Source organism: Streptomyces sp. NPDC046308 (assembly GCF_055588065.1).
The window spans coordinates 83,040-101,613 of record NZ_JBVJFB010000005.1; the positions used below are offsets into that span (position 1 = coordinate 83,040).

Annotated in this window: 18 protein-coding genes; 9 read left to right on the forward strand and 9 right to left on the reverse strand. The window is 75.1% G+C overall.

Annotated features, from left to right (window positions below):
- The first annotated feature begins 68 nt into the window (after positions 1-68).
- Together ACZ6JT_RS21010 and ACZ6JT_RS21015 are read left to right on the forward strand one after the other, a co-directional pair.
- Entirely contained in the window at positions 69-1,892 is a 1,824-nt protein-coding gene (locus tag ACZ6JT_RS21010) for an RNA ligase family protein (RefSeq protein ID WP_469212542.1), read from the forward strand.
- Positions 1,879-4,812 carry a poly(A) polymerase gene (locus ACZ6JT_RS21015; RefSeq protein ID WP_469211730.1) on the forward strand — a complete coding sequence of 978 codons (2,934 nt, stop codon included), beginning with the start codon at positions 1,879-1,881 and terminating at the stop codon, positions 4,810-4,812. The genes ACZ6JT_RS21010 and ACZ6JT_RS21015 overlap by 14 nt, the downstream gene beginning before the upstream one ends.
- A 25-nt stretch (positions 4,813-4,837) precedes the next feature.
- Here the strand turns inward: ACZ6JT_RS21015 and ACZ6JT_RS21020 are convergent, their stop codons facing one another.
- The 3 genes from ACZ6JT_RS21020 to ACZ6JT_RS21030 form a co-directional block, all read right to left on the reverse strand.
- Positions 4,838-5,755 carry an NADP-dependent oxidoreductase gene (locus ACZ6JT_RS21020; RefSeq protein WP_469212544.1) on the reverse strand — a complete coding sequence of 306 codons (918 nt, stop codon included), beginning with the start codon at positions 5,753-5,755 and terminating at the stop codon, positions 4,838-4,840.
- A 225-nt stretch (positions 5,756-5,980) separates the two neighbouring features.
- Positions 5,981-6,577 (reverse strand): HD domain-containing protein, encoded by a 597-nt coding sequence (locus tag ACZ6JT_RS21025; RefSeq protein ID WP_469211731.1) that lies wholly within the window; start codon positions 6,575-6,577, stop codon positions 5,981-5,983.
- Between the two features lie 26 nt (positions 6,578-6,603).
- Positions 6,604-7,680 (reverse strand): RNA ligase (ATP), encoded by a 1,077-nt coding sequence (locus ACZ6JT_RS21030; RefSeq protein WP_469211733.1) that lies wholly within the window; start codon positions 7,678-7,680, stop codon positions 6,604-6,606.
- Between the two features lie 159 nt (positions 7,681-7,839).
- Between ACZ6JT_RS21030 and ACZ6JT_RS21035 the strand changes: the two genes are divergently transcribed.
- The gene (locus ACZ6JT_RS21035) at positions 7,840-8,592 is read left to right on the forward strand and encodes an SDR family NAD(P)-dependent oxidoreductase (RefSeq protein WP_469211735.1); all 753 of its coding nucleotides are present in this window, start codon (positions 7,840-7,842) and stop codon (positions 8,590-8,592) included.
- A 70-nt stretch (positions 8,593-8,662) separates the two neighbouring features.
- Here ACZ6JT_RS21035 and ACZ6JT_RS21040 read toward each other — a convergent pair whose 3' ends face one another.
- Positions 8,663-9,415, reverse strand: coding sequence for a peptidoglycan-binding domain-containing protein (locus ACZ6JT_RS21040; protein ID WP_469211737.1), 753 nt, complete (start codon positions 9,413-9,415; stop codon positions 8,663-8,665).
- A gap of 263 nt (positions 9,416-9,678) precedes the next feature.
- Entirely contained in the window at positions 9,679-10,995 is a 1,317-nt protein-coding gene (locus tag ACZ6JT_RS21045; RefSeq protein WP_469211738.1) for an MFS transporter, read from the reverse strand.
- 190 nt (positions 10,996-11,185) lie between these two features.
- On the opposite strand from ACZ6JT_RS21045, the gene ACZ6JT_RS21050 reads away from it, so the two are divergent.
- Together ACZ6JT_RS21050 and ACZ6JT_RS21055 are read left to right on the forward strand one after the other, a co-directional pair.
- On the forward strand, positions 11,186-11,641 hold the full coding sequence (locus tag ACZ6JT_RS21050; RefSeq protein ID WP_469211740.1) for a hypothetical protein: 456 nt from the start codon (positions 11,186-11,188) through the stop codon (positions 11,639-11,641).
- 99 nt (positions 11,642-11,740) lie between these two features.
- Positions 11,741-12,580, forward strand: coding sequence for a MerR family transcriptional regulator (locus ACZ6JT_RS21055; protein ID WP_469212546.1), 840 nt, complete (start codon positions 11,741-11,743; stop codon positions 12,578-12,580).
- Positions 12,581-12,592: 12 nt separating this feature from the next.
- On the opposite strand, the gene ACZ6JT_RS21060 is transcribed toward ACZ6JT_RS21055, so the two are convergent.
- Entirely contained in the window at positions 12,593-12,889 is a 297-nt protein-coding gene (locus tag ACZ6JT_RS21060; RefSeq protein ID WP_037806522.1) for a hypothetical protein, read from the reverse strand.
- 127 nt (positions 12,890-13,016) lie between these two features.
- Between ACZ6JT_RS21060 and ACZ6JT_RS21065 the strand changes: the two genes are divergently transcribed.
- Positions 13,017-13,478 (forward strand): hypothetical protein, encoded by a 462-nt coding sequence (locus ACZ6JT_RS21065; RefSeq protein WP_469211742.1) that lies wholly within the window; start codon positions 13,017-13,019, stop codon positions 13,476-13,478.
- Positions 13,479-13,704: 226 nt separating this feature from the next.
- Here ACZ6JT_RS21065 and ACZ6JT_RS21070 read toward each other — a convergent pair whose 3' ends face one another.
- The 3 genes from ACZ6JT_RS21070 to ACZ6JT_RS21080 form a co-directional block, all read right to left on the reverse strand.
- Positions 13,705-14,133: a hypothetical protein gene (locus ACZ6JT_RS21070; protein ID WP_469211745.1), complete on the reverse strand. Its 429-nt coding sequence runs from the start codon at positions 14,131-14,133 to the stop codon at positions 13,705-13,707.
- A gap of 89 nt (positions 14,134-14,222) precedes the next feature.
- Positions 14,223-14,933 (reverse strand): helix-turn-helix transcriptional regulator, encoded by a 711-nt coding sequence (locus ACZ6JT_RS21075; protein WP_469211746.1) that lies wholly within the window; start codon positions 14,931-14,933, stop codon positions 14,223-14,225.
- Between the two features lie 71 nt (positions 14,934-15,004).
- On the reverse strand, positions 15,005-16,114 hold the full coding sequence (locus ACZ6JT_RS21080; RefSeq protein WP_469211748.1) for a helix-turn-helix transcriptional regulator: 1,110 nt from the start codon (positions 16,112-16,114) through the stop codon (positions 15,005-15,007).
- A 127-nt stretch (positions 16,115-16,241) separates the two neighbouring features.
- Here ACZ6JT_RS21080 and ACZ6JT_RS21085 point away from each other — a divergent pair, with 127 nt between their 5' ends.
- The 3 genes from ACZ6JT_RS21085 (at position 16,242) to ACZ6JT_RS21095 (ending at position 18,530) form a co-directional block, all read left to right on the forward strand.
- The gene (locus tag ACZ6JT_RS21085) at positions 16,242-16,685 is read left to right on the forward strand and encodes a DUF3224 domain-containing protein (RefSeq protein WP_469211750.1); all 444 of its coding nucleotides are present in this window, start codon (positions 16,242-16,244) and stop codon (positions 16,683-16,685) included.
- 125 nt (positions 16,686-16,810) lie between these two features.
- Positions 16,811-17,848 carry a DUF5954 family protein gene (locus tag ACZ6JT_RS21090; RefSeq protein WP_469211752.1) on the forward strand — a complete coding sequence of 346 codons (1,038 nt, stop codon included), beginning with the start codon at positions 16,811-16,813 and terminating at the stop codon, positions 17,846-17,848.
- A 241-nt stretch (positions 17,849-18,089) separates the two neighbouring features.
- Positions 18,090-18,530, forward strand: a complete 441-nt coding sequence (locus ACZ6JT_RS21095) for an STAS domain-containing protein (protein ID WP_469211754.1) — start codon at positions 18,090-18,092, stop codon at positions 18,528-18,530.
- Positions 18,531-18,574 lie beyond the last annotated feature (44 nt).

An 18,574-nucleotide genomic window follows, 5' to 3' on the forward strand; every position in this document is an offset into this window, starting at 1 on the left:
TTGGGTGGATGGGTCTGCTCCGGATACCTACAGTGACGAGGCACCACATCGTCGAGCAGGAGCGGATCATGCGCACCCACTATCCCCGTACGCCGCACCTGCCCTGGTCCCCCGGGGCCTCCGCGGACGACGTCCGGGCGCTCGGGCTGGAGGGGCTGGCCGGGCGCGAGGTGGTGGTGACGGAGAAGCTCGACGGGGAGAACACCACCCTGTACGCGGACGGCCTGCACGCCCGCTCGCTCGACTCGGCGCACCATCCGTCGCGGGCCTGGGTCAAGGGCCTCCAGGGCAGGATCGGCCCGGGGATTCCGGCCGGCTGGCGGGTGTGCGGGGAGAACCTGTACGCCCGGCACTCGATCCCGTACGAGGACCTGGACAGCTGGTTCTACGGGTTCTCGGTGTGGGACGGGGACCACTGCCTGGACTGGGACCGGACCGTACGGTTCCTGCGGGGCCTCGGAGTGCCCACGCCGCGCGTGCTCTGGCGGGGCACCTTCGACGCGCGCACGCTGCGCAAGCTGAAGCTCGACACCGCGCGTGAGGAGGGCTACGTCGTGCGGACGGCGGCCGGTTTCGCACGCGAGGACTTCGGGCGGTGCGTGGCCAAGTGGGTGCGGGCCGGGCACGTACAGACCGATACGCACTGGATGTTCGCCGAGGTCGTGCCCAACGGGCTCGGTCCGGCGGCGCCGTTGTGGGCGGTGCGCTCGGGGGCCGAGCCGGACGCGGCCGGGCTGGCCGCCGCCGTCGGGGCGGGTGGCGGCATCCGCGGGACCGATGGCGCCGGTGTGGACGAGGCCGCGTCCGGTGATCTCGCCGAGATCACCGCCCGGATCGACGGGGCGGCGCGGCGCGGCGAGGACCGGCTGGTCGGCGTACTGGCAGCCCTGCTGCGGCGCGAGCCGCGCGGCCGGATCGCGGCGCGGCTCGCGGCCGGCCCGGCCGGGATGGGACTCGCGCGCCGGGTCGCCGACCTGGTGGGCCTGTACCCGTACGTGCAGCGGCCGTTCCCCGACTCGGACCGGCGGGCCGGGCTGGTCCGGATGGCCACGGCGGCCGATCTCGGGGTGCTGCACGCGCTCGCCGGGGCGCTGGCCGACGGGCCGGAGGCGCGGGAGTGCGTGGAGTGGTCCGCGCTGTGGGCGGAGGAGGCGGGGCTGCTCGGCGGCCAGGACCCGCTGGACGCCTTGCGCACCGCGCTGCGGGAGCCCCTGGCCGGGCTGGACGCGGAGGCGGCGGACCGTTGCTGGGCGGAGGCCCGGCGCGCGTTCGGGCAGGGAAGGATCGGGGCCGCCCGCCTCGGCCGGGGTTCCGCAGCCGGCTGCGCCGGCGTCGAGGAGGCGGTGGCGGCGACCTGGCAGTGGCGGGACGGAACGTTTCCCCGACTGATACAGCTCAGCGGCCCCTCGGGCAGCGGGAAGAGCACCTTCGGCCGCGGCCTGCCCGGCGTGGACGCGTACATCAGTCTTGACGACCTGCGCACCGCCCGGGGTTCCCGCGCGGACCAGCGCGCCAACGCGGACGTGCTGAGCCAGGGCCTGGACCGACTCGACGCCGCCCTCGCCCGCGGCGCAACCGTGGTGTGGGACGCGACCTCGCTCACCGATCAGCAGCGCGGCCTGGCCGGCTCGGTCGCGCGGCGCCGCGACGCCCTGGTCACCCACGCCGTGGTGCTGGTCGACGAGCCGGAGCTGCTGCGCCGCAACACCGTGCGCACGCACCCGGTGCCGGATCAGGTGCTGGCCTCCCAGCTGCACCGGTTCAGCCCCCCGTACGCCGGCCAGGCGCACCGTACGTGGTACATCGGTGGGGGCGGGGCCGTCGAGGACACGGCGGGCGGCCTCGCGGACGGCCCGGATCCGATCTGCGGGAGTTCTGATGCGCACCAGTGAGCAGCTATACCACCAGGTCCGCTGGGATCCCCGGTTCGATCCGGCGCGGTTCGTGCTCGGCCTGCTCCAGCGCGGGGCCGCGCCGAAGCGGGTTCCGCTGCCCTCGTTCGTGCCCGGCGGCGACATCCCCTGGCACCGGGTGCTGTTCGTCGAGGCGGACGGCGAACTCGTCTGGGACCGGGCCACGGGCCTGGACCGGATCGATGTCAGCGCGGCGGGGCGGGTCCGCGATCCGCGCCTGCTGCGGGCGCCGTTCTTCACCGCGCGCACCCCGTACGCGTGGGATCCGGCCGGCGGCGCCTGGCGGCCCGCGACGCCGCCGCCGTCCCCGGGCCCTTCGGCGGGCCCCGCCGCGGTGCGGCTGCTGACGTGGAACACGCTCTGGGACCGGTACGACGCCCCGCGCATCGCCACCGCCCGGCGCAGGCCGCTGCTGCTGGCCGAGCTGGCGGCCGCCGACGCCGATGTCATCGCCCTCCAGGAGGTCGAGCCCGAGCTGGTCGGCATGCTGCTGGCGGCGCCGTGGGTGCGGGCCGGTTACACCCTCGGTACGGATCCCGGCGGCCGGGACGTCGCCGAGTGCGGGCTGCTGGTACTGAGCCGGCTGCCGGTGCGGGAGGCGGGCATGCACCTGCTCGGCAGGCACAAGGCGGTCACCGCCGTGACCGTGGACACCGCGGCCGGCGCCCTGGTCGTCGCCGCCACACACCTGACCAGCGACCACACCGAGAACGGGCACCTGCGGCGGGACGCCGAACTGGCCCGGCTCGCGGAGGGCCTGGGCGGCATCGAGGCCGCCGTGGCCCTGCTGGGCGACTTCAACGACGGCCGCCACGGCGCCGAGGGGCCCGCGGCCGCGCTCGGCATGCGGGACGCCTGGAGCGACGTACACGGGGCGGCCGACGGTACGCCGACCTTCGATCCGGCGGCCAACCCGCTGGCCGCGGTGGGCTCCCTGTCCGGGCGGGCGGCCCGGCTGGACCGGATCCTGCTCGGGTCCACGGAGGCGCGGGTGACGCGGGCGGCGCTGCGCGGCGACGCGCCCGCCGCGGAGGGGCTGTTCGTCTCCGACCACTTCGGTGTCGAGGCGACCGTGGAGTTCGGGGCGCCCGACGGCGGGCCGGCGCGGCTCGACGTACCGGCGACCGCGCGCACGGCGGTGGCGTGGCTGCCGCCGCAGCTGCCGGGGGCGGTACGGGAGGTGCGCGAACGGCACGACCCGCAGGCCGGCCGCTGGCCCGCGCACGTGAACCTGCTCTTCGGCTTCGTGCCGGAGTCCTCCTTCGACGAGGCCCTGCCGCTGCTGGCCGAAGCGGCCGCCGGGACGGAGCCCTTCGACGTCCTGCTGGAGGGCGTGCACAGCTTCGGGCACCGTGAGGACGCCACCCTCTGGCTGGACCCGGCGGCCGCTGGAGAGGAGCCGTGGCAGGAACTGCGGCGCGCGCTGACGGATCGGTTCCCAGGCTGCCGGGGGCGCGCCGAGGGCTACACCCCGCACCTGACGCTCGGGCGCAGCCAGGACCCGCAGCGGGCGGTCGCGGAGTTCACGGCGCGGCTGCGGGAGGGCATGCCCTCGCGGGTCGGGGAACTGGCGGTGCTCTCACGGCGCGGGGACGGACCGATGCGGGTCCGCGCGACGGTGGCGCTGGGAACGGGCGAGGTGCGCTGGGAGCCGGAGCCGGCCCGGGACGGGGGTGCGGCGCGCGGTCGTGGGTCCGGGTCCGACCTGGCCGAGGAGGTCACCGCCCGCGTCCGGGCCGCCCTGGGCGGGGCTCAGGTGCACCTGGCCGGATCGCGCCGGATGGGCTGCGCCCTGCCGGAGGCCGACCTGGACCTGGTCGCGGTGCTGCCCGGGCCGGACGAGGTCACCGCGGTACGGGACCGGCTGGCGGCGGCCCTGCCGGAGGCCGGGCCGCTGCGCGAGGTGACGGGGGCACGGGTGCCGGGTCTGCGGTTCCGCGTCGGGACGCTGCCGGTGGACCTGGTGACGGTGGCCGCCGAGGGACTGGATCCCGCGCACGCGGTAGCACGGCGGGCCGAGCTGGGTGAGGCGGCCGCCGTCGCGCTGAGCGCAGTGAGCGACGCCGACACCGTACGGGAGCGGGTGAGCGCCGAGCACGCCGCCTTCGCCCGGCTGGCGCGGGAGGTGAAGGCGTGGGCGCGGGCCCGCGGGCTGGACTCGGCGCCGTTCGGCGGGCTGCCGGGGCTGGCCTGGGCGGTCCTCGCGGCGCGTACGGTCCAGGAGGCCGGGGCACGGGCCCCGGACGACCTGCTGCGGGAGTTCTTCGGCCGGTGGGCCGCCTGGGACTGGCGGGAGCCGGTCGCGCTGTTGCCGTCGACCGCGGCGACGGCCGATCAGGCCGCGGAGGGCGGGCATGACCCGGCCGCGGCGGGCAGGCCGGACGAGGTCGCGGTGGGCAGCCCGGACCCGGCCGCGTTCCTCGACCCGGTCACGGTGCTCACGCCCTCGGAGCCGGTGCGCAGCTGCACCGCCCAGGTGGGGGCGGGCCTGCGCGACCTGCTGGTCCAGGAGTTGTACCGGGCCTGGGAGCTGCTGGAGGCCGACCCCGGCGGCGCCGGCCGAGCCCTGGTGGCCCCGCCGCCGCTGCACCGCCGGCACGCCGCCTGGGCGGTGGTGACCGTACGCGCGCCCGGTGGGGAGTTCGAGGAGACCCTGGGCCGCGTGCGGGGACGGCTGCGGGCGCTGCTCGGCGCGCTGGAGGAGGCCGGTGTCACGGACGCGCACGCCTGGCCGCGCCCCTTCGAGTCCGCCCCGGGCCTGGCCCGTTACGCGATCGGCCTCGGCTCCGCTCCGCCGGACGCGGCGGCCCTGGCCGCGCTGGCCGGCCCGTGGCGGGCCGGCCTGCGGGGGGTCGAGGTCACCCGGGCGGCCTGCGGCGAGGTGCCGGACCTGGCCTGACCCCTGGACCGTCCTGCGGGCGGGATCAGACCTCGATGACGATCTTTCCCGGGGTGTGGCCGCCCTGGCTGAGTTCGAAAGCCGCGGCGAGTTCGGCCAGCGGGAAGGTCTTGGCCACCGGTACCTTCAGCTGTCCGGCGTCGGCGAGCCGGCCCAGTTCGGCCAGGTCGCTGCCGACCGGGCGGACCCAGATCCACTCGCCACCCGATCCGAGCACGCTGGGGTCGGCGATGGAGGCGTGCCGGCCGTCGTCGTGGAGCACTTCCCGGGTGACCCCGCCGACGCCACCGACGAAGTCCGCGACGACGGTGGGCCCGTCGGGCACGAGGGCGCGGACGCGCTCGGCGAGCCCGTCTCCGTACTCGACGGGTTCGCCGCCGAGTTCGCGCACCCGGTCGTGGTTGCGCGGGGAGGCGGTGCCGATGACGCGGGCGCCGAGCGCGCGGGCGATCTGCACGCCGAGGGAGCCGACACCGCCCGCGGCGCCGTGGATGAGGACCGTGTCGTCCTTGCCGGTGCCGAGGCGGGTGAGCAGCTGGTAGGCGGTGAGCCCGGCCAGCGGGAGCCCGCCCGCCTCGGCCCAGGTCAGCGAGGCGGGCTTGCGCGCGAGGGCGCGTACGGGCACGGTGACGAACTCGGCGAAGGTCCCGCCGTGAATGTAGTCCTTGCGGGCGTAGGCGATGACCTCGTCGCCCACGGCGTACTCGGGGACGTCGATGCCGACGTGCTCGACGGTGCCGGCCACGTCCCAGCCGGGGATCACGGGGAAGACGACGTCCATCAGGGCGTCGAGCCCGCCCGACATGATCTTCCAGTCGACGGGGTTGACCCCGGCGTACTTCACCCGGACGAGCACCTCGCCCGGGCCGTACTTGGGCACCGGCAGCCGGATCTCGGAGAGCACCTCCGTCCCGCCGTACGTCTCGTACGCCATCGCCCGCATGGTTTCCTGGCTGCTCCGGCCCGACTGGGACATGTACCCGACCTCTCCGTGTGCTGGTGGACCCACCCCCCGGTCCATCCCACCACGCACGCCGCGCCCGCCCCACGATGCGGGGCGAACGCGGCGCGGCGCGTCCCCCACGGCCCGGCCCACACCACTGCTCGGCCCGGTCCGGCCCCACACCACTGCCCGGCCGACACGGACCGGCCGGTCAGACGCGGGCGGTCACCCGTGGACGGGAAAGGCCGCCTGGAAGTCGAGCCGTCCGTCCGCTCCCTCGGCGACCCGCCCGAGCACCCCGTCCAGCTCCAGGTACGCCTCCCAGCGCTCGGCTCCGGTCGCCGCGGCGAGGCGGTCCACGACCAGGTCCTCCAGGTCCTGGACCCGCTTGCCCTTCCACACCTTGTCCGCGAGGCTGACCAGCAACTCCTCCATGGTCACACCGTCTTCGCCCCACGCGGCGTGCGTCGCGGCGAACCGGGCCTGCCCCTGTGTGAACCCGTGCGCGAGCAGGAGTTCCCGCCCCGCCGGCTCGTGCGCGGAGCCCGGCCCGCTGAGTTCGGCCGTGTGGACGGTCTTGCCGATGTCGTGCGTGGCCGCCCCGAAAAGCACCGCCTCCCGGTCGAACGCCAGACCGGGGCAGTGCCCGGCCAGCCAGTCGGCCAGTTCGTACGCGACGTCGTGCACGAGCCGCAGGTGCGCGGCCAGCCGGGGCGGGGCGGCCAGCGCGCGCAACAGTGTGGACACGGTGGGCGGAAGGGGCCGCAGCAGCGGTTCCCCCGGGGTGTCGAGCGCCCTCGACAAGGCATCGGAACAGGACATCGGATCATGCTAGGAGCGCCGGACGATCACTCGTACTCGGTACCGCCCTTGCGGGTCAGGTAGGCCGGGCTGACCGCCTTGGCGATGGCGCGGCCGCCGACGACCGGGCTGTGGCGTTCCGTCGAGGGACGGATGACGACGCCTTCGCGCAGGTGCACGGACCGCCCGGACACGGTCTCGCGGCCGCTCGCCAGCTCCAGCACGGTGTCGAGGTCGTACGGGCCCTCGTACAGCCTGGGCACCAGCGGCAGTTCCCCGTCCGTCAGGACGGCGGTCGGGTCCAGCCAGCGCACCTGTCCGTCGATCTCGGCGGCCACGTCGAAGACGGCGTATCCGGGTGGCGTGTCGGCGGTGCGCACGTCGGTCCCGTAGGCCAGGTCCTGGACGCCGGCGCCGTACACCTCGGCGAAGACGCCGACCCGGGTGGCGCCGAGGCGGGCGGCGAGGGCCGCGGCGACGGCCGGCACGCCGTGGCCGCGTACGGCCCGCCAGTAGAGGTTGCGCTCGTCCTCCTTGAGCGCCAGCCCCTTCGAGCCGAATCCCTTGGACGAGACGATCGACCGCTCCTCCTGGACCACGTACGTGAACAGGCAGGCGGTGCCGTGCAGTTTCTCCGTGAGGACGACCTGCTCGCCCGGCTCGAAGATGTGCGGGTAGCGCTGGAGGTTCTCGATGTCGACCCACGGCATCAGGTCGGCGGCGGCTTCGACGTCGCCGCTCATGGTGGTGGGGATGGGCGGGGACCACTTGGTGATGCCGAGCAGCTCCGCGAAGTCCGTGCCCTCCTTGGCCGCTTGCACGAGGTCCACGTCGGCGAGCGCGCGCGGGCGGCACACCAGGCCCTGCGAGAGTTCGCCGCGCAGCCGGACCGCCTTGACCCGGTCGGCGGAGGCCCCGGCCAGCCGTCCGGTGAGGCCGAGCTCCTCGATCAGCTCGGCGGGCAGCACGGCCTGTTCGGGTATGTAGAGCGCGAATTCGCCCGTACGGTAGGCGCCCTTGGCGATGACGGCGCGGTAGAGGCCCACCTGGGCCAGCTCCAACGCGTCGGCGTTCGGGTGCTCGTGGACGGTCAGCTCTTCGGCGGTGACTCTCAAGGTCGACATGGACGGCTCCTGCAGTCGTCAGGGACGCGGACGACGTGCCGGTCCTGCGGCGCGTCGGTGACGATCACTCTCCGGGCGCCATTTTCGCTGGTCCAGCGATTATGACGGTGTTAACCTGCCGCACCGCGCGCTCTGTTCCACGCTCCGCAGGAGGCCCCCGTGTCACGTCCCCTTCCTCGCCCGGTCACCGTCGTCACCGGCGGCAGCAGGGGCATCGGTGCGGCGACCGCGCTGCGGCTGGCCGCCGACGGGCACGACCTGGCGCTGGCGTACGTCCGCGACGAGTCGGCCGCCGAGGCCGTCGCCGAACGGGTGCGGGCCACCGGGGCGCGCTGTGTGACCGTACGCGGTGACACCTCCGAGGAGTGCGCCGTAGAGCGGCTCTTCGACATCGCCGGCGCCGAACTGGGCGTGCTGACCGGCCTGGTCAACAACGCCGGGGTGACCGGCCCGCTCGGCCGGCTCGCCGACGCCCGCACCGAGGACCTGCGACGAGTGGTCGAGGTGAACTTCCTCGGGTACCTGCTGTGCTGCCGCCGGGCCGCCCGGGACATGGCGGAGTCCGGTGGCGGGGCGATCGTGAACGTCTCCTCCGCGGCCGCCACCCTCGGCAGCCCCGGGGACTACGTGCACTACGCGGCGACCAAGGCGGCCACCGACGCGCTGACCGTGGGCCTCTCCAAGGAGCTCGGCCCGGACGGGATCCGGGTCAACGCCGTGGCTCCCGGCATCATCGAGACCGACATGCACGCGGCGATGGGGGATCCGGACCGGCCGGCACGGGCCGCGGCCGGAATCCCGCTCGGGCGGCCCGGCCGGCCCGAGGAGATCGCCGGACCCATTGCCTGGCTGCTGTCCCCGGACGCCTCGTACACGACGGGAACGGTGCTGCGGGTCGCGGGCGGGCGCTGAGCACCGTCGGGCGCGGAGGCCGCCGGTGGCCTCCGGAAGCCGCCGGTCGGCCTCCGAGGGGCGGGCGGCGCTACCTCATGGCCGCCTGGGTGGCGGGCCCGTAGACGCCCGGCGGGTCGCCCTTGATGGACCGGTCGCGCTGGAGCTGGCTGACGCCGCGCTTGGTCTGGCTGTCGAAGACGCCGGTGACGGAGACGTACGTGAAACCCTGGCCGTAAAGCATCTCCTGCAACGCGCGCACTTCGGGCCCCTTGTCCCCCATCCGCAGGGTCACGGGGGCACTCGACGCTCGCGCCGCGGACGCGCTCGGTGAGCGCGTCGGCTCGGGTCCCTCGCTCGCCTTCGCGCTCTCGGAAGGCTTCGCCGTCGCGGAGGCCGGGGACGCCCCGGCCCGAGCGGACACGGCCGGCCCGGGTTTCCCGCTGGCGCCGGCGTCCGGGCTGCGCGCCGGGAGCGCGGGCAGGGACAGCTCGGGAGGCCGTCCGGCCCGGGACGGCTCCGGTTCGGACCCGTCCAGCAGGAGCACCAGGCCTCCGGCCACGGCGAGTGCGAGCAGGGTGCCGACGGCCAGCGGAAGTCGACTGCGGCTGCCGCTCGCACCGTCCACGGCTTCGCGCACGCCTGCGGGGGTGGCGGCGGCCGGGACCGCGGCGGGGTCACCGGGCTGTGGGCCGCGCGCCGGGCCGGGGAAGGCGAGGGGGCCGGCCTGCGGCCAGGCGGGCGACGCCGCCGACCGGGTCGGATGGCCCGAGGGGCCGACGTACGGGCGTACGAGCAGGTGGTCGTCGGGGACGAGCCCGCTCTCATCAGGGTCCTGGGACATGGTGGCTCCCCGGCTGGGACGGGGGCCGGCGCGGCGGTGCGGTGCCGGCCCCCACCCGGCCGGTCAGGCTCTGCGCCGCCGGGCGGCGGGAGCCAGGGGGGCACCGGTGGCGGGGACGCCGGGGGTGCCGAGTGCCGGAGAACCGCCGACCGTGGCCGGGGCGAGCGAAGTGCGAACGAATGGGGACATCTGGCGTATCTCCGAAGTGCGGCTCAAGCGGTGGTTCTTGATCGGCGCACTCTTTCCCTCCGGCGGGGTCCGGGTCAAGCCGGATGTCCGGTATCCGCCTGGTCATCCCGTCTGTCGGCGCGGCGGACCGCCGTGGCCCAGACGGTGCACGCGGCCGCGAGCATCAGGGCGGCTCCGCCGAGCGGGGCGGCGGGTACGGAGATGCCGTCGACGGCGAGACCGCCGAACAGCGCGCCCGCGGCTATGGCGAGGTTGAACACGGCCACCATCAGCGAGGTGGCCGCCTCGGGCGCGTCGGGGGACGCCTTGATCATCCAGCGCTGCACGCTCACGGAGACCCCTCCGTACGCCAGTCCCCAGGCGAGCAGCAGCGTGGTGCCGGCGACCGGTCCCGGGAGGACGGCGATCAGCGCGAGGATCGCGGTGAGGGAGGAACTGACCACGAGCAGGGTCCGGTACGCGTCACGGGTCCCGGCCAGGAAGTTTCCGGCGACACCGGCGACGCCGTAGCCGAGCAGGAGCGTGCTGACGTATGCGGCGTCGACCCCGGAGACGTCCCGCAGGATCGGCCGGACGAAGGTGTAGGCGGCGAACTGCCCGGTCACCACCAGGAACGTGACGATCACCCCCGCCCGGACCGCGGGGTTCTCGCGGAGCAGGGCCGGCAGTTCGGGGAAGGTGATGTGCCGGGTCGGCGGAAGCGGGGGCAGCAGCAGGAGCAGCGCGGTGAGTGTGACGAGGCCGAGGGCGCCGACGGCCGCGAAGGCGGTGCGCCAGCCACCGAGTTCGCCGAGCAGGGTGCCTGCGGGCACGCCGAGCACGGAGGCGGTGGGAACGCCGCCGAAGACGAGCGCGGTCGCCCGGGCCACCTGGGGCGCGGGGACGAGGCGTACGGCGAGCCCGCCCGCTATGGCCCAGAATCCGCCGACGCTCACGCCGACCAGCAGACGGGCCGCCAGCACCACGGAGAAGTGAGGGGCGAGGGCGGCGGCGAGGTTGGCGGCAGCCATCAGGGCGATGAGCACGCAGAGCACGAGCCGCCGATCGAGCCGGCCGGCCCCGACGGTGACCAGCGGGGCGCAGCATCCGGCGACCAGCCCCGGGACGGTGACCATCAGCCCGGCGGTCCCGTCGGAGACGCCCAGGTCGTCCCCGACGGGGGTGAGCAGCCCGACGGGGAGCAGTTCGGAGGTGATGAGGCAGAAGATCCCGAGGGCGACGGCGCACACGGCCGCCCAGCCCTTCCACGGCGCGAGCCCGCTCCCCGAGCCGAGTCCGCTCCCCTCGTCTTGGACGGACGCGGCCGGGGGCGGGGGTGGGGGCGGGGACGCGGGGCGGGCCGGGGGCTGCGGGGGCGGCGTGGGGCTGCCGGGCGCGGCGGCTGAGGTCATGGACGGGCACTCCGTACGGTGTTCGGCGGGCTGGACACGACGGCGCGGGGCGCCGGAGGTCGCGCCTCCCCCGTCACCCGCACTGCCGTTCCAATTTCCCACACGCCTCGGCCGCAACCACGGGGGCCGTGTCACCCGGACGCGTGAGGCGGGGAAGCAGGCTGGCCGAACCGTACGGCAAGGTGGTCGGATGCAGTTACGCCGGGCCGTGCCCCTCTCCCTCCTCGCGCTCCTCGCGAGCGCCGGCTGTGTCTCCGTCGCACCGCAGGATTCGGCTCCGGTTCCCGTACGCGGCTCCGTACCGCCCGCCGACGCGCCCGAGCTCCCCACCCCCCTGGCACTGCCCCTGGGGGAACTGCCCGCGACGCCCGAAACCGACCCGCGCCCGGACCCGGACCCGGAACCGGAACCAGCGGCGGCACAGGGCTCCGGCCCGGAGCGCGAGCCGTCGCGCGAACGGACCCGCGCCAAGGCCGTGCCGCCCCGGCGGACGCGGGTGCCCGGGCCCGCGACCGCGCATCCGCACCCGCGCCGGCGGCCGGCCCCGCCGGCCCCGCCGGCGCGCATGGACGAGCTCTGCGCGGCCGCGGACGGGGTCGTACCGCCGTCCATCGTCGACCTGTGCCTGCGGCAGTACGGCCGCTGACCGTTCCCGCGGTCCGCCGCCGTACCGGCGCCGGCCGTCCCCGTGCCGGATGCGAGGCTTGACCCTCTCCCTGTGTCAGACCTTGTAGTGGAGCACGTCATGTTCACCATCGGAGACTTCGCCAAACACGGCCGGGTGTCGGTCCGCATGCTGCGTCACTACGACGCCCTCGGACTGCTGCGCCCCGCGCGTGTCGACCCCTTCACCGGCTACCGCTTCTACGAGGCCGGGCAGCTCGCCCGCCTCAACCGTGTCATCGCGCTCAAGAAACTCGGGTTCAGCCTCGACCAGGTCGGGACGATCCTCGACGAGCGCGTGGGCGCGGAGGAGTTGCGGGGCATGCTGCGGCTGCGGCAGGCGGAACTGGAGGGCGCCATGGCCGCCGCGGCGGCCCGGCTGCTCCAGGTCGAGGCGAGGCTCCGGACCATCGAAAGCGAGGGAACCATGCCTGCCGACGACATCGTCGTGAAGAGCCTCCCGCCCGTCCGGCTCGCCGAGCTGACCGGCACGGCCGGGAGTTTCGCCCCGCAGGACATCGGACCGGTCATCGGCCAGCTCTACGACGAGCTGTGCCGCCGCGTCGAGGAGGCCGGGGTCGTCCCGACCGGTCCCGGCACCGCCTACTACGAGGACGCGCCGGGCGCCGATTCCGGAACGGCGATCCTCGTCCACGCCGGTCTTCCGGTGGCGGCCTCCGTCCGCGCCGAGGAACTCGGGGGCGAGGTGCGGATCGTCACGCTGCCCGGGGTGGAGCGGGCCGCGACCGTGGTCCACCGGGGCGCGATGGACGGCGTACTGCCCACGGCGCAGGCCCTGGCGCGGTGGATCGACGCGCACGGCCACCGCTCGGCGGGGTACGCGCGGGAGCTGACCCTCTCCTGCCCGGAGGACCCGGACCAGTGGGTCACCGAACTGCAGGAGCCCCTCGCCGGGCCCTGACGCCCGGGGGCGTCAGGGGCGGCGGCCGCAGACGTGGGCGCACCGGCGGGCCGTGTCACGCCGCACCGTACGGAACCTGCGCAGGGTGCTGTGGCCGCGCCGCTTCCACTCGCCCCGCGGCAGGGCGGCGCGCTGGCCGCCGCCCGCGATCAGGGCGTTGACCGGGGTCATCGGGTCGGCGGCCATCGCCTTGGCGAACAGGACGCCGACGACGAGCGGGACCAGGGCCACGGCCAGGGCCGAGCCTGCGGTGGTCACGTGCTGCATGCGCGGACGGACGGTCGCGCTGCGCGGGGCGTCGGAAGTCATGACCCCATTCGACCAGCGGCGGCCCGGCGGGGAATGGGGGCGGATACTCAGGCCGTTGGGCACGACGTACTCAGACGGGTGCGCGAGGAGCCCACCGGGCGCTCGACGAGCGGGAGGGTGTGAGCCGATGACGGTACCCGGGCAGGGCTTCGAGCCCGCCACCGGTGACGGCCCGGCCGCGCCACCCGGCCGGCGGGAGGCCGAGTTGCGGACGGCCTACGAGGGGCTGCTGCAGATCCGTCGTCTGGTCAACGGCCCGGCGGGTACGGCGGTTCCCGCGCCGTGGGAGGTACGGCAGCCGCCGCGCGCGGTGGCCCTCGTACTGGAGGCGTCGGGGATCACCCCGTCGGCACTGGACGCGGAGGGCCGGCGCACGCGGACGGGGTACCGGGTGGCCGCCGCGCCGGATCCCGGGCGGGTGCACGTGACCTGGCTCGGGCCCCCGGGCGGCGGCGCGGCCGAGGAGGAACAGGAGCGGCTGACGGCCTGCGCGGCCGTGCTGGAACCGCTGGGGTGGGTCTGCCTCCTGTACCGGGGCCCGCGCCGGCGCCGTTTCCTGGAGGTCGAACCCGGCACGGCCGACCGCTAGCGGGTCCGGCCCTGTCCGGGTGGGTGAAATCCGGTGGCCGGGAGCGCCGCGGGTCGCGAGGCTCGCCCGATGGGCATGCTCGACACACAGGCGGACCGTCGCACCGGCCGATCCGGAGCATGCCGCCTCGGCGGTGGTCGCCGCGCGCTGCGGACTGCGCCCGAACGGGCGGCTCCGGGACGGCGAGGTCCGCTGGGAGTCCCGTGACGGCCGGGGGAACGCCTCTTCAGGCGTCGAAGCGACGGTTGCCGGTCAGTGACCACACGGCGGAGATCCGGCCGTCCGTGACCGCGAACATGTCGATGCCGCTCTTGACGACGACGTCTGCGCCGCCGGTGTTGCTTTCGAGCCACCGGCAGGCCATCTCGCCGCGCTCGGTGTCGACCAGCGGTGCGGCGTCGGCGGCGAACGTCAGGCCGGTGAGGGCGAGGCTGTTGGCCGAGATGAACGCCGTCAGTTCGTCCCGGCCGAAGGTGGCGGCGGAACCGGTGCCGTCGAAGTCGTCCGCGAAGTGCAGCCGGAAGCCGGGGGCGAGGATCTGTTCGGCGAGGGCGAGGTCTCCGTTCCAGAGCGCCGTCCAGCCCTCCACCAGCCGGGTGCCGGCCTCCCGGGTCAGCGGCGCGGAGTCGGTGGTGGGGATCGTCGTCACAGACATGGGTGCCTTCCAGGGTCGGTTCGTGGTCACCCAGCCTCCGGGCCGCAGGCGACAACCCTCTGTCGGTGTTTAGCCCTCCGGGCAGCGGCTCAAGTGAAACTGTAGAGGTCGTCGAGCGCGACGAAATCCCTTCCGAGACCGCCCAGTTCGGACAGGTCCACGGGACGGGGCTCCGCCGTCTCCTCCAGTGCGCGCGCCTCCCGGATGTGGTCGAGGCGGAAGCCCCGCACGGCGGAGTGCAGCCGGCACCAGCCGACGAGGTACCAGGGGTCGCCGCCGAGGAAGCCCAGGGGTTCGACGGTGCGGTCGGTGACCTCGCCGTCCACGTCGTCGGCGTAGCGCAGGCGCAGCAGCCGGTGGGTCGAGAGCGCCTCGCGCAGGGTGTGCGGGAGGGCGGAGGGCCGGGCGGGGTGCACGGCGAGCCGTACTCGGGCGGCCAGCTCGCGCGCGGCCTGGCGTTCGCGCTGCGGCATGACGGCGAACACCTTGGACAGCGCCGAGTGGGCGTCCACGGCGAACGGTGTCCCGGCCAGCCCGTGCAGGGCGACGGCCAGGGCAGCCGCCTCGGCCGGGTTGATGGTCAGGGGCGGCAGGGTGTGGTCCTTGTCCACGACGTACCCGCCGCTGCGGCCCGGTTCGGCGTAGACCGGCACACCGGACTGCTGCAGGGCGCTGAGGTCGCGCTCGATCGTGCGGGTGCTGACGCCGAAGCGCTCGGCGAGCCACCGGGCGCTGCGCGGCCGGGGCGAGACCGCACGTAACTCCTCCACCAGGGCGTACAGACGCTCGGTACGGTTCACACCCAAGGACCGTAGCCGATACCCGGCGACCACGAGGCGCCGAGCCCTTGATCACCCCGACGCGAAACCCATCACCCTTTGGCCGCGGCGGTGTTCAGGTAGTTCTGCACCGGGGCGCGGCCCTCACGGACGACCATCGCGGCGGCGATGCCGGGCCGTTCCTCCGCACTCCCCTGCGCCGTGTCTGCTCCTCCAGGGCGGCCGGGATGGGCGGGGAGAGCGTAGCGTCGGGCCAGTGTGGCCACCGTTTCGGTGAGTGCGCGGCGCAGTTCGGGCGGGCCGAGCAGCTCGGCCTCGGCGCCCAGCCTGAGCAGGTCGCCGACGGCGATCGCCTCCGACTCGACGGGCAGGTGCACCCGGACCCAGCCGTCGGCGTCGGCCGGGCCGGCCTCGGCCAGGGCCCGGTCGGCCGCCGCCCCGAACTGCATGGGGAGCAGCCGCTGTCCGCGCGGCGACAGGCGCAGCTCCGCGGTCTGCTGGTGGAGTACGGCGTCCAGGCGGCGGGTGGACTCCCGCCAGTACGCGGGGAGTTCGAAGCCGACGGGCCGTTCGAACCCCTCCGCCGCGGTGTCCACGGCCAGGAACCGGGCGACCCGGTAGGTCCGTACGGCGCCCTCGTCGACCTCGGCCACCAGGTACCAGATGCCCGCCTTGAGGACGAGGCCGAGCGGGTGCAGCTCGCGCCGCACCTCGCCGCGCCAGCGGCGGTAGTGGACACGCAGGACGCGCTGGTCCCACACGGCCTGGGCGATCTGCGCGAGGTACGGGACGGGGTCGGCCTCCCGGAACCAGGCGGGCGCGTCGAGGTGGAAGCGGTCCTGGATCCGCCGCGCCCGTCCGGCGAGTGCGGCGGGCAGTGCGGCCTGGAGCTTCAGCTGGGCGGCGGCCAGGTCGGCGCCCAGGCCGAGCTCCCGCGCGGGCCCGGGGGCGCCGGCCAGGAACAGGGAGCCGGCCTGGGCGTCGGTGAGGCCGGTGAGGCGGGTGCGGTAGCCCTCGGCCAGCCGGTACCCGCCGGCCGGGCCCCGGTCGGCGAGGACGGGGACGCCGGAGGCCCCGAGGGCCTCGACGTCCCGGTACACCGTGCGCAAGGACACTTCCAGCTCGGCGGCGAGTTCGGGTGCGGTCATCCGGCCGCGGTTCTGCAGCAGCAGGAGCAGGGAGAGGAGCCGGTCGGCGCGCATGGATCTCATTGTCCGCCATACCTGACGGAAGGTGTCAGGTACCCCTGCCAGCCTGGGGGCACAGCCCGGTCAACCACCGGGCGGACCGCTCCGTTTGGCCACCCGACCGCCGACCGATAGGACAACCATGCCCACGCCCACGCCCTCGCCCACCCCCGCGCCCGTAGAGACCGGTGGCCACTTCACCTTCGCCAACTGGGAGGAGAACCCCGTCGGCTCCGCGGAGGCCGTCCCGCGGCTCGCCCACGCCCATGTCACCAATGCCTTCACCGGCGCGATCGTGGCGGCTGAGACCGCCTGCGACTACACGATCGCCTATACCGGCGAGAGCGTCGGCACCTACAGCGGCATGGAACTGCTCACCGGCACCGTCGACGGCCGCAAGGGCAGTTTCGTTCTGGAGGAGCGCGGCAGCTTCGACTCCGGGGGCACCGTCTGCCGCTTCGAGGTCGTGCCCGGCTCCGCCACCGGGGACCTCGCCGGCCTGACGGGCTCGGGAGGATTCACGTACCGCCACGGCGAAACCTCCGTCGCCTACTCCTTCACGTACGAGCTGGGGTCCACCGCATAGTCGATCCCGCCCCCGCCCGGACGGGAATCGGCGAATCAGGGACGGTGCCGTACCACGATCGGCAGGATGGGCGCATGGACCGTGGGGATGTGGGGCCGGGCGGGTCCCGACCGATGGTGGTACGAGTGCCCGTGGAGCCGGTGGAGGCCGCGGTGGAGGCCGACGCGGTCGACGCCGTGGCGCGGACCGCCGGCGTGGTGGTACGCGGCCCGTTGTTCGGGGTGGCGGCGCAGGGCGCCGGGGACGGGCCGCGGTGGCGGGTGGTGCTCGCGGTGACGGACGGCTGCCCGCAGCAGGCGCGCGACGGGCTGAACTCGCTGCTGTGGTTCCGCGCGAAGGACGATGCCCGCGACAGGGCGGAACGGCGCGCACTGCTGGCGGCGGTCGCCCGGCTGGAGAGCGAGCGCGTCGACGAACTCGAAGTGGCGGGGACCCGGTACCGGGTCGTACGCGCCGAGGAGTACGCGGGCGCGGGCCCGGACGGCATCGAACAGCCCCGTCCCACCGATCCCGATCCCCTCTCCCCCCATTGGGACCGCTCCGTCAAGGGACCGGGGGTCGACGACGACCTGCTCCTGGACCCGGACGCACCGATCACCCCCACCCAGGCCGTGGAGCGGCTGGCGCTTCGAGGCCTGTGCTACACCGGCGAACGGTTCCCCGAAGACGTGCGCGCCGACGCGCAGCGGGCCCTGGACACCCACCCGGACGTACTGCTGCTGCCCCCGACGTTCACCGTCGTGGAACAGAGCGCCGCCCGCGGCTGGAGGCCGGTCAGCGGCCCCCACGCGAGCGCGCACGAGGCCCGCAAGTCACTGGACTTCGCGCTGACATGGATGTGGCCGCGCATGCACGGCCACATCCCCGGCGACGCCGGCCCGCAGGCCGATGCCCGCACCTGGACGGCGCCGGGCGGGGCGTCGGCCGCCTCCCGGCCCGCGGAGCTGGCGGCGTACGCCGAGGCCGCCGACACCCTGCGGGCCGGGCGCGTCAACCAGCTGGAGTTCCAGGACACCGTGTACCGGATCGCCCGCACCCGCCGCCTGCTGCGCTGGGGCCCCGACGGCCCGGAGGGCCCTCGCCCGTCCGACACCAACAGCCAGGACCCCGTACGCATCCACCTCCCCCTCGACGAGGACGGTCACGTCCTCCCCGGAGACTGACCGGAACCGCCGACACCTGACCGGCACCCGAGCGGGGTGTCTGCCCGGGGCGCCCGACCGGCACGCCCGTGCGGGATGCCTCATGGGGACGCCCGGCCGGCGCGGCGAGCGCGGCACGGCGGGCGCCTGACGCCTCATCCGGGTGAAACTTTCCTCCTGTCGGGGATCGACGCTGGTCACATGGGGTGAAAGGACCGCGTGGCTCGTTTCCCGACACCGGGTGGGACGCGTTGATGGGGATGTGAGTACCTCAAGCACCGCCCCGATACTGGCCGCCACTCTCGCGCCCCTGGCCCCTCCCACCGTGCACGACTCGGGCGCTGACACCGCGCCCGGCGTCATAGACATCCGCTCCTGCACCACCCTCGGCGCCACCCTGATCGTCCGCCTCAGCGGGGAGATCGACCACTTCAGTGCCGCCCCGCTGCGGGCGCTCCTGGCCTCGGCGGCCGACGACGGCTACACCGGCCTCGTGCTGGACACCTCCGACGTCACCTTCGCCGACTCCGGCCTCCTCGCCGTCCTCGACTGGTGGCCCCGGCACGGGCGTCGCCTCAGGCTCGCCACCCGCTCCCCGGCCGTGAGACGCCTCCTGCGGGCGGCCGCCGCGACGACACAACAGCCGTCCCGGACCGCCTCACTGACGCCCCTGGCGCCCCCGGTCTTCGGCCCGATGGGGTAACCCCGGCCCGGTGGGCCCGCGATGACCGCGGGCCCACCGGCCGG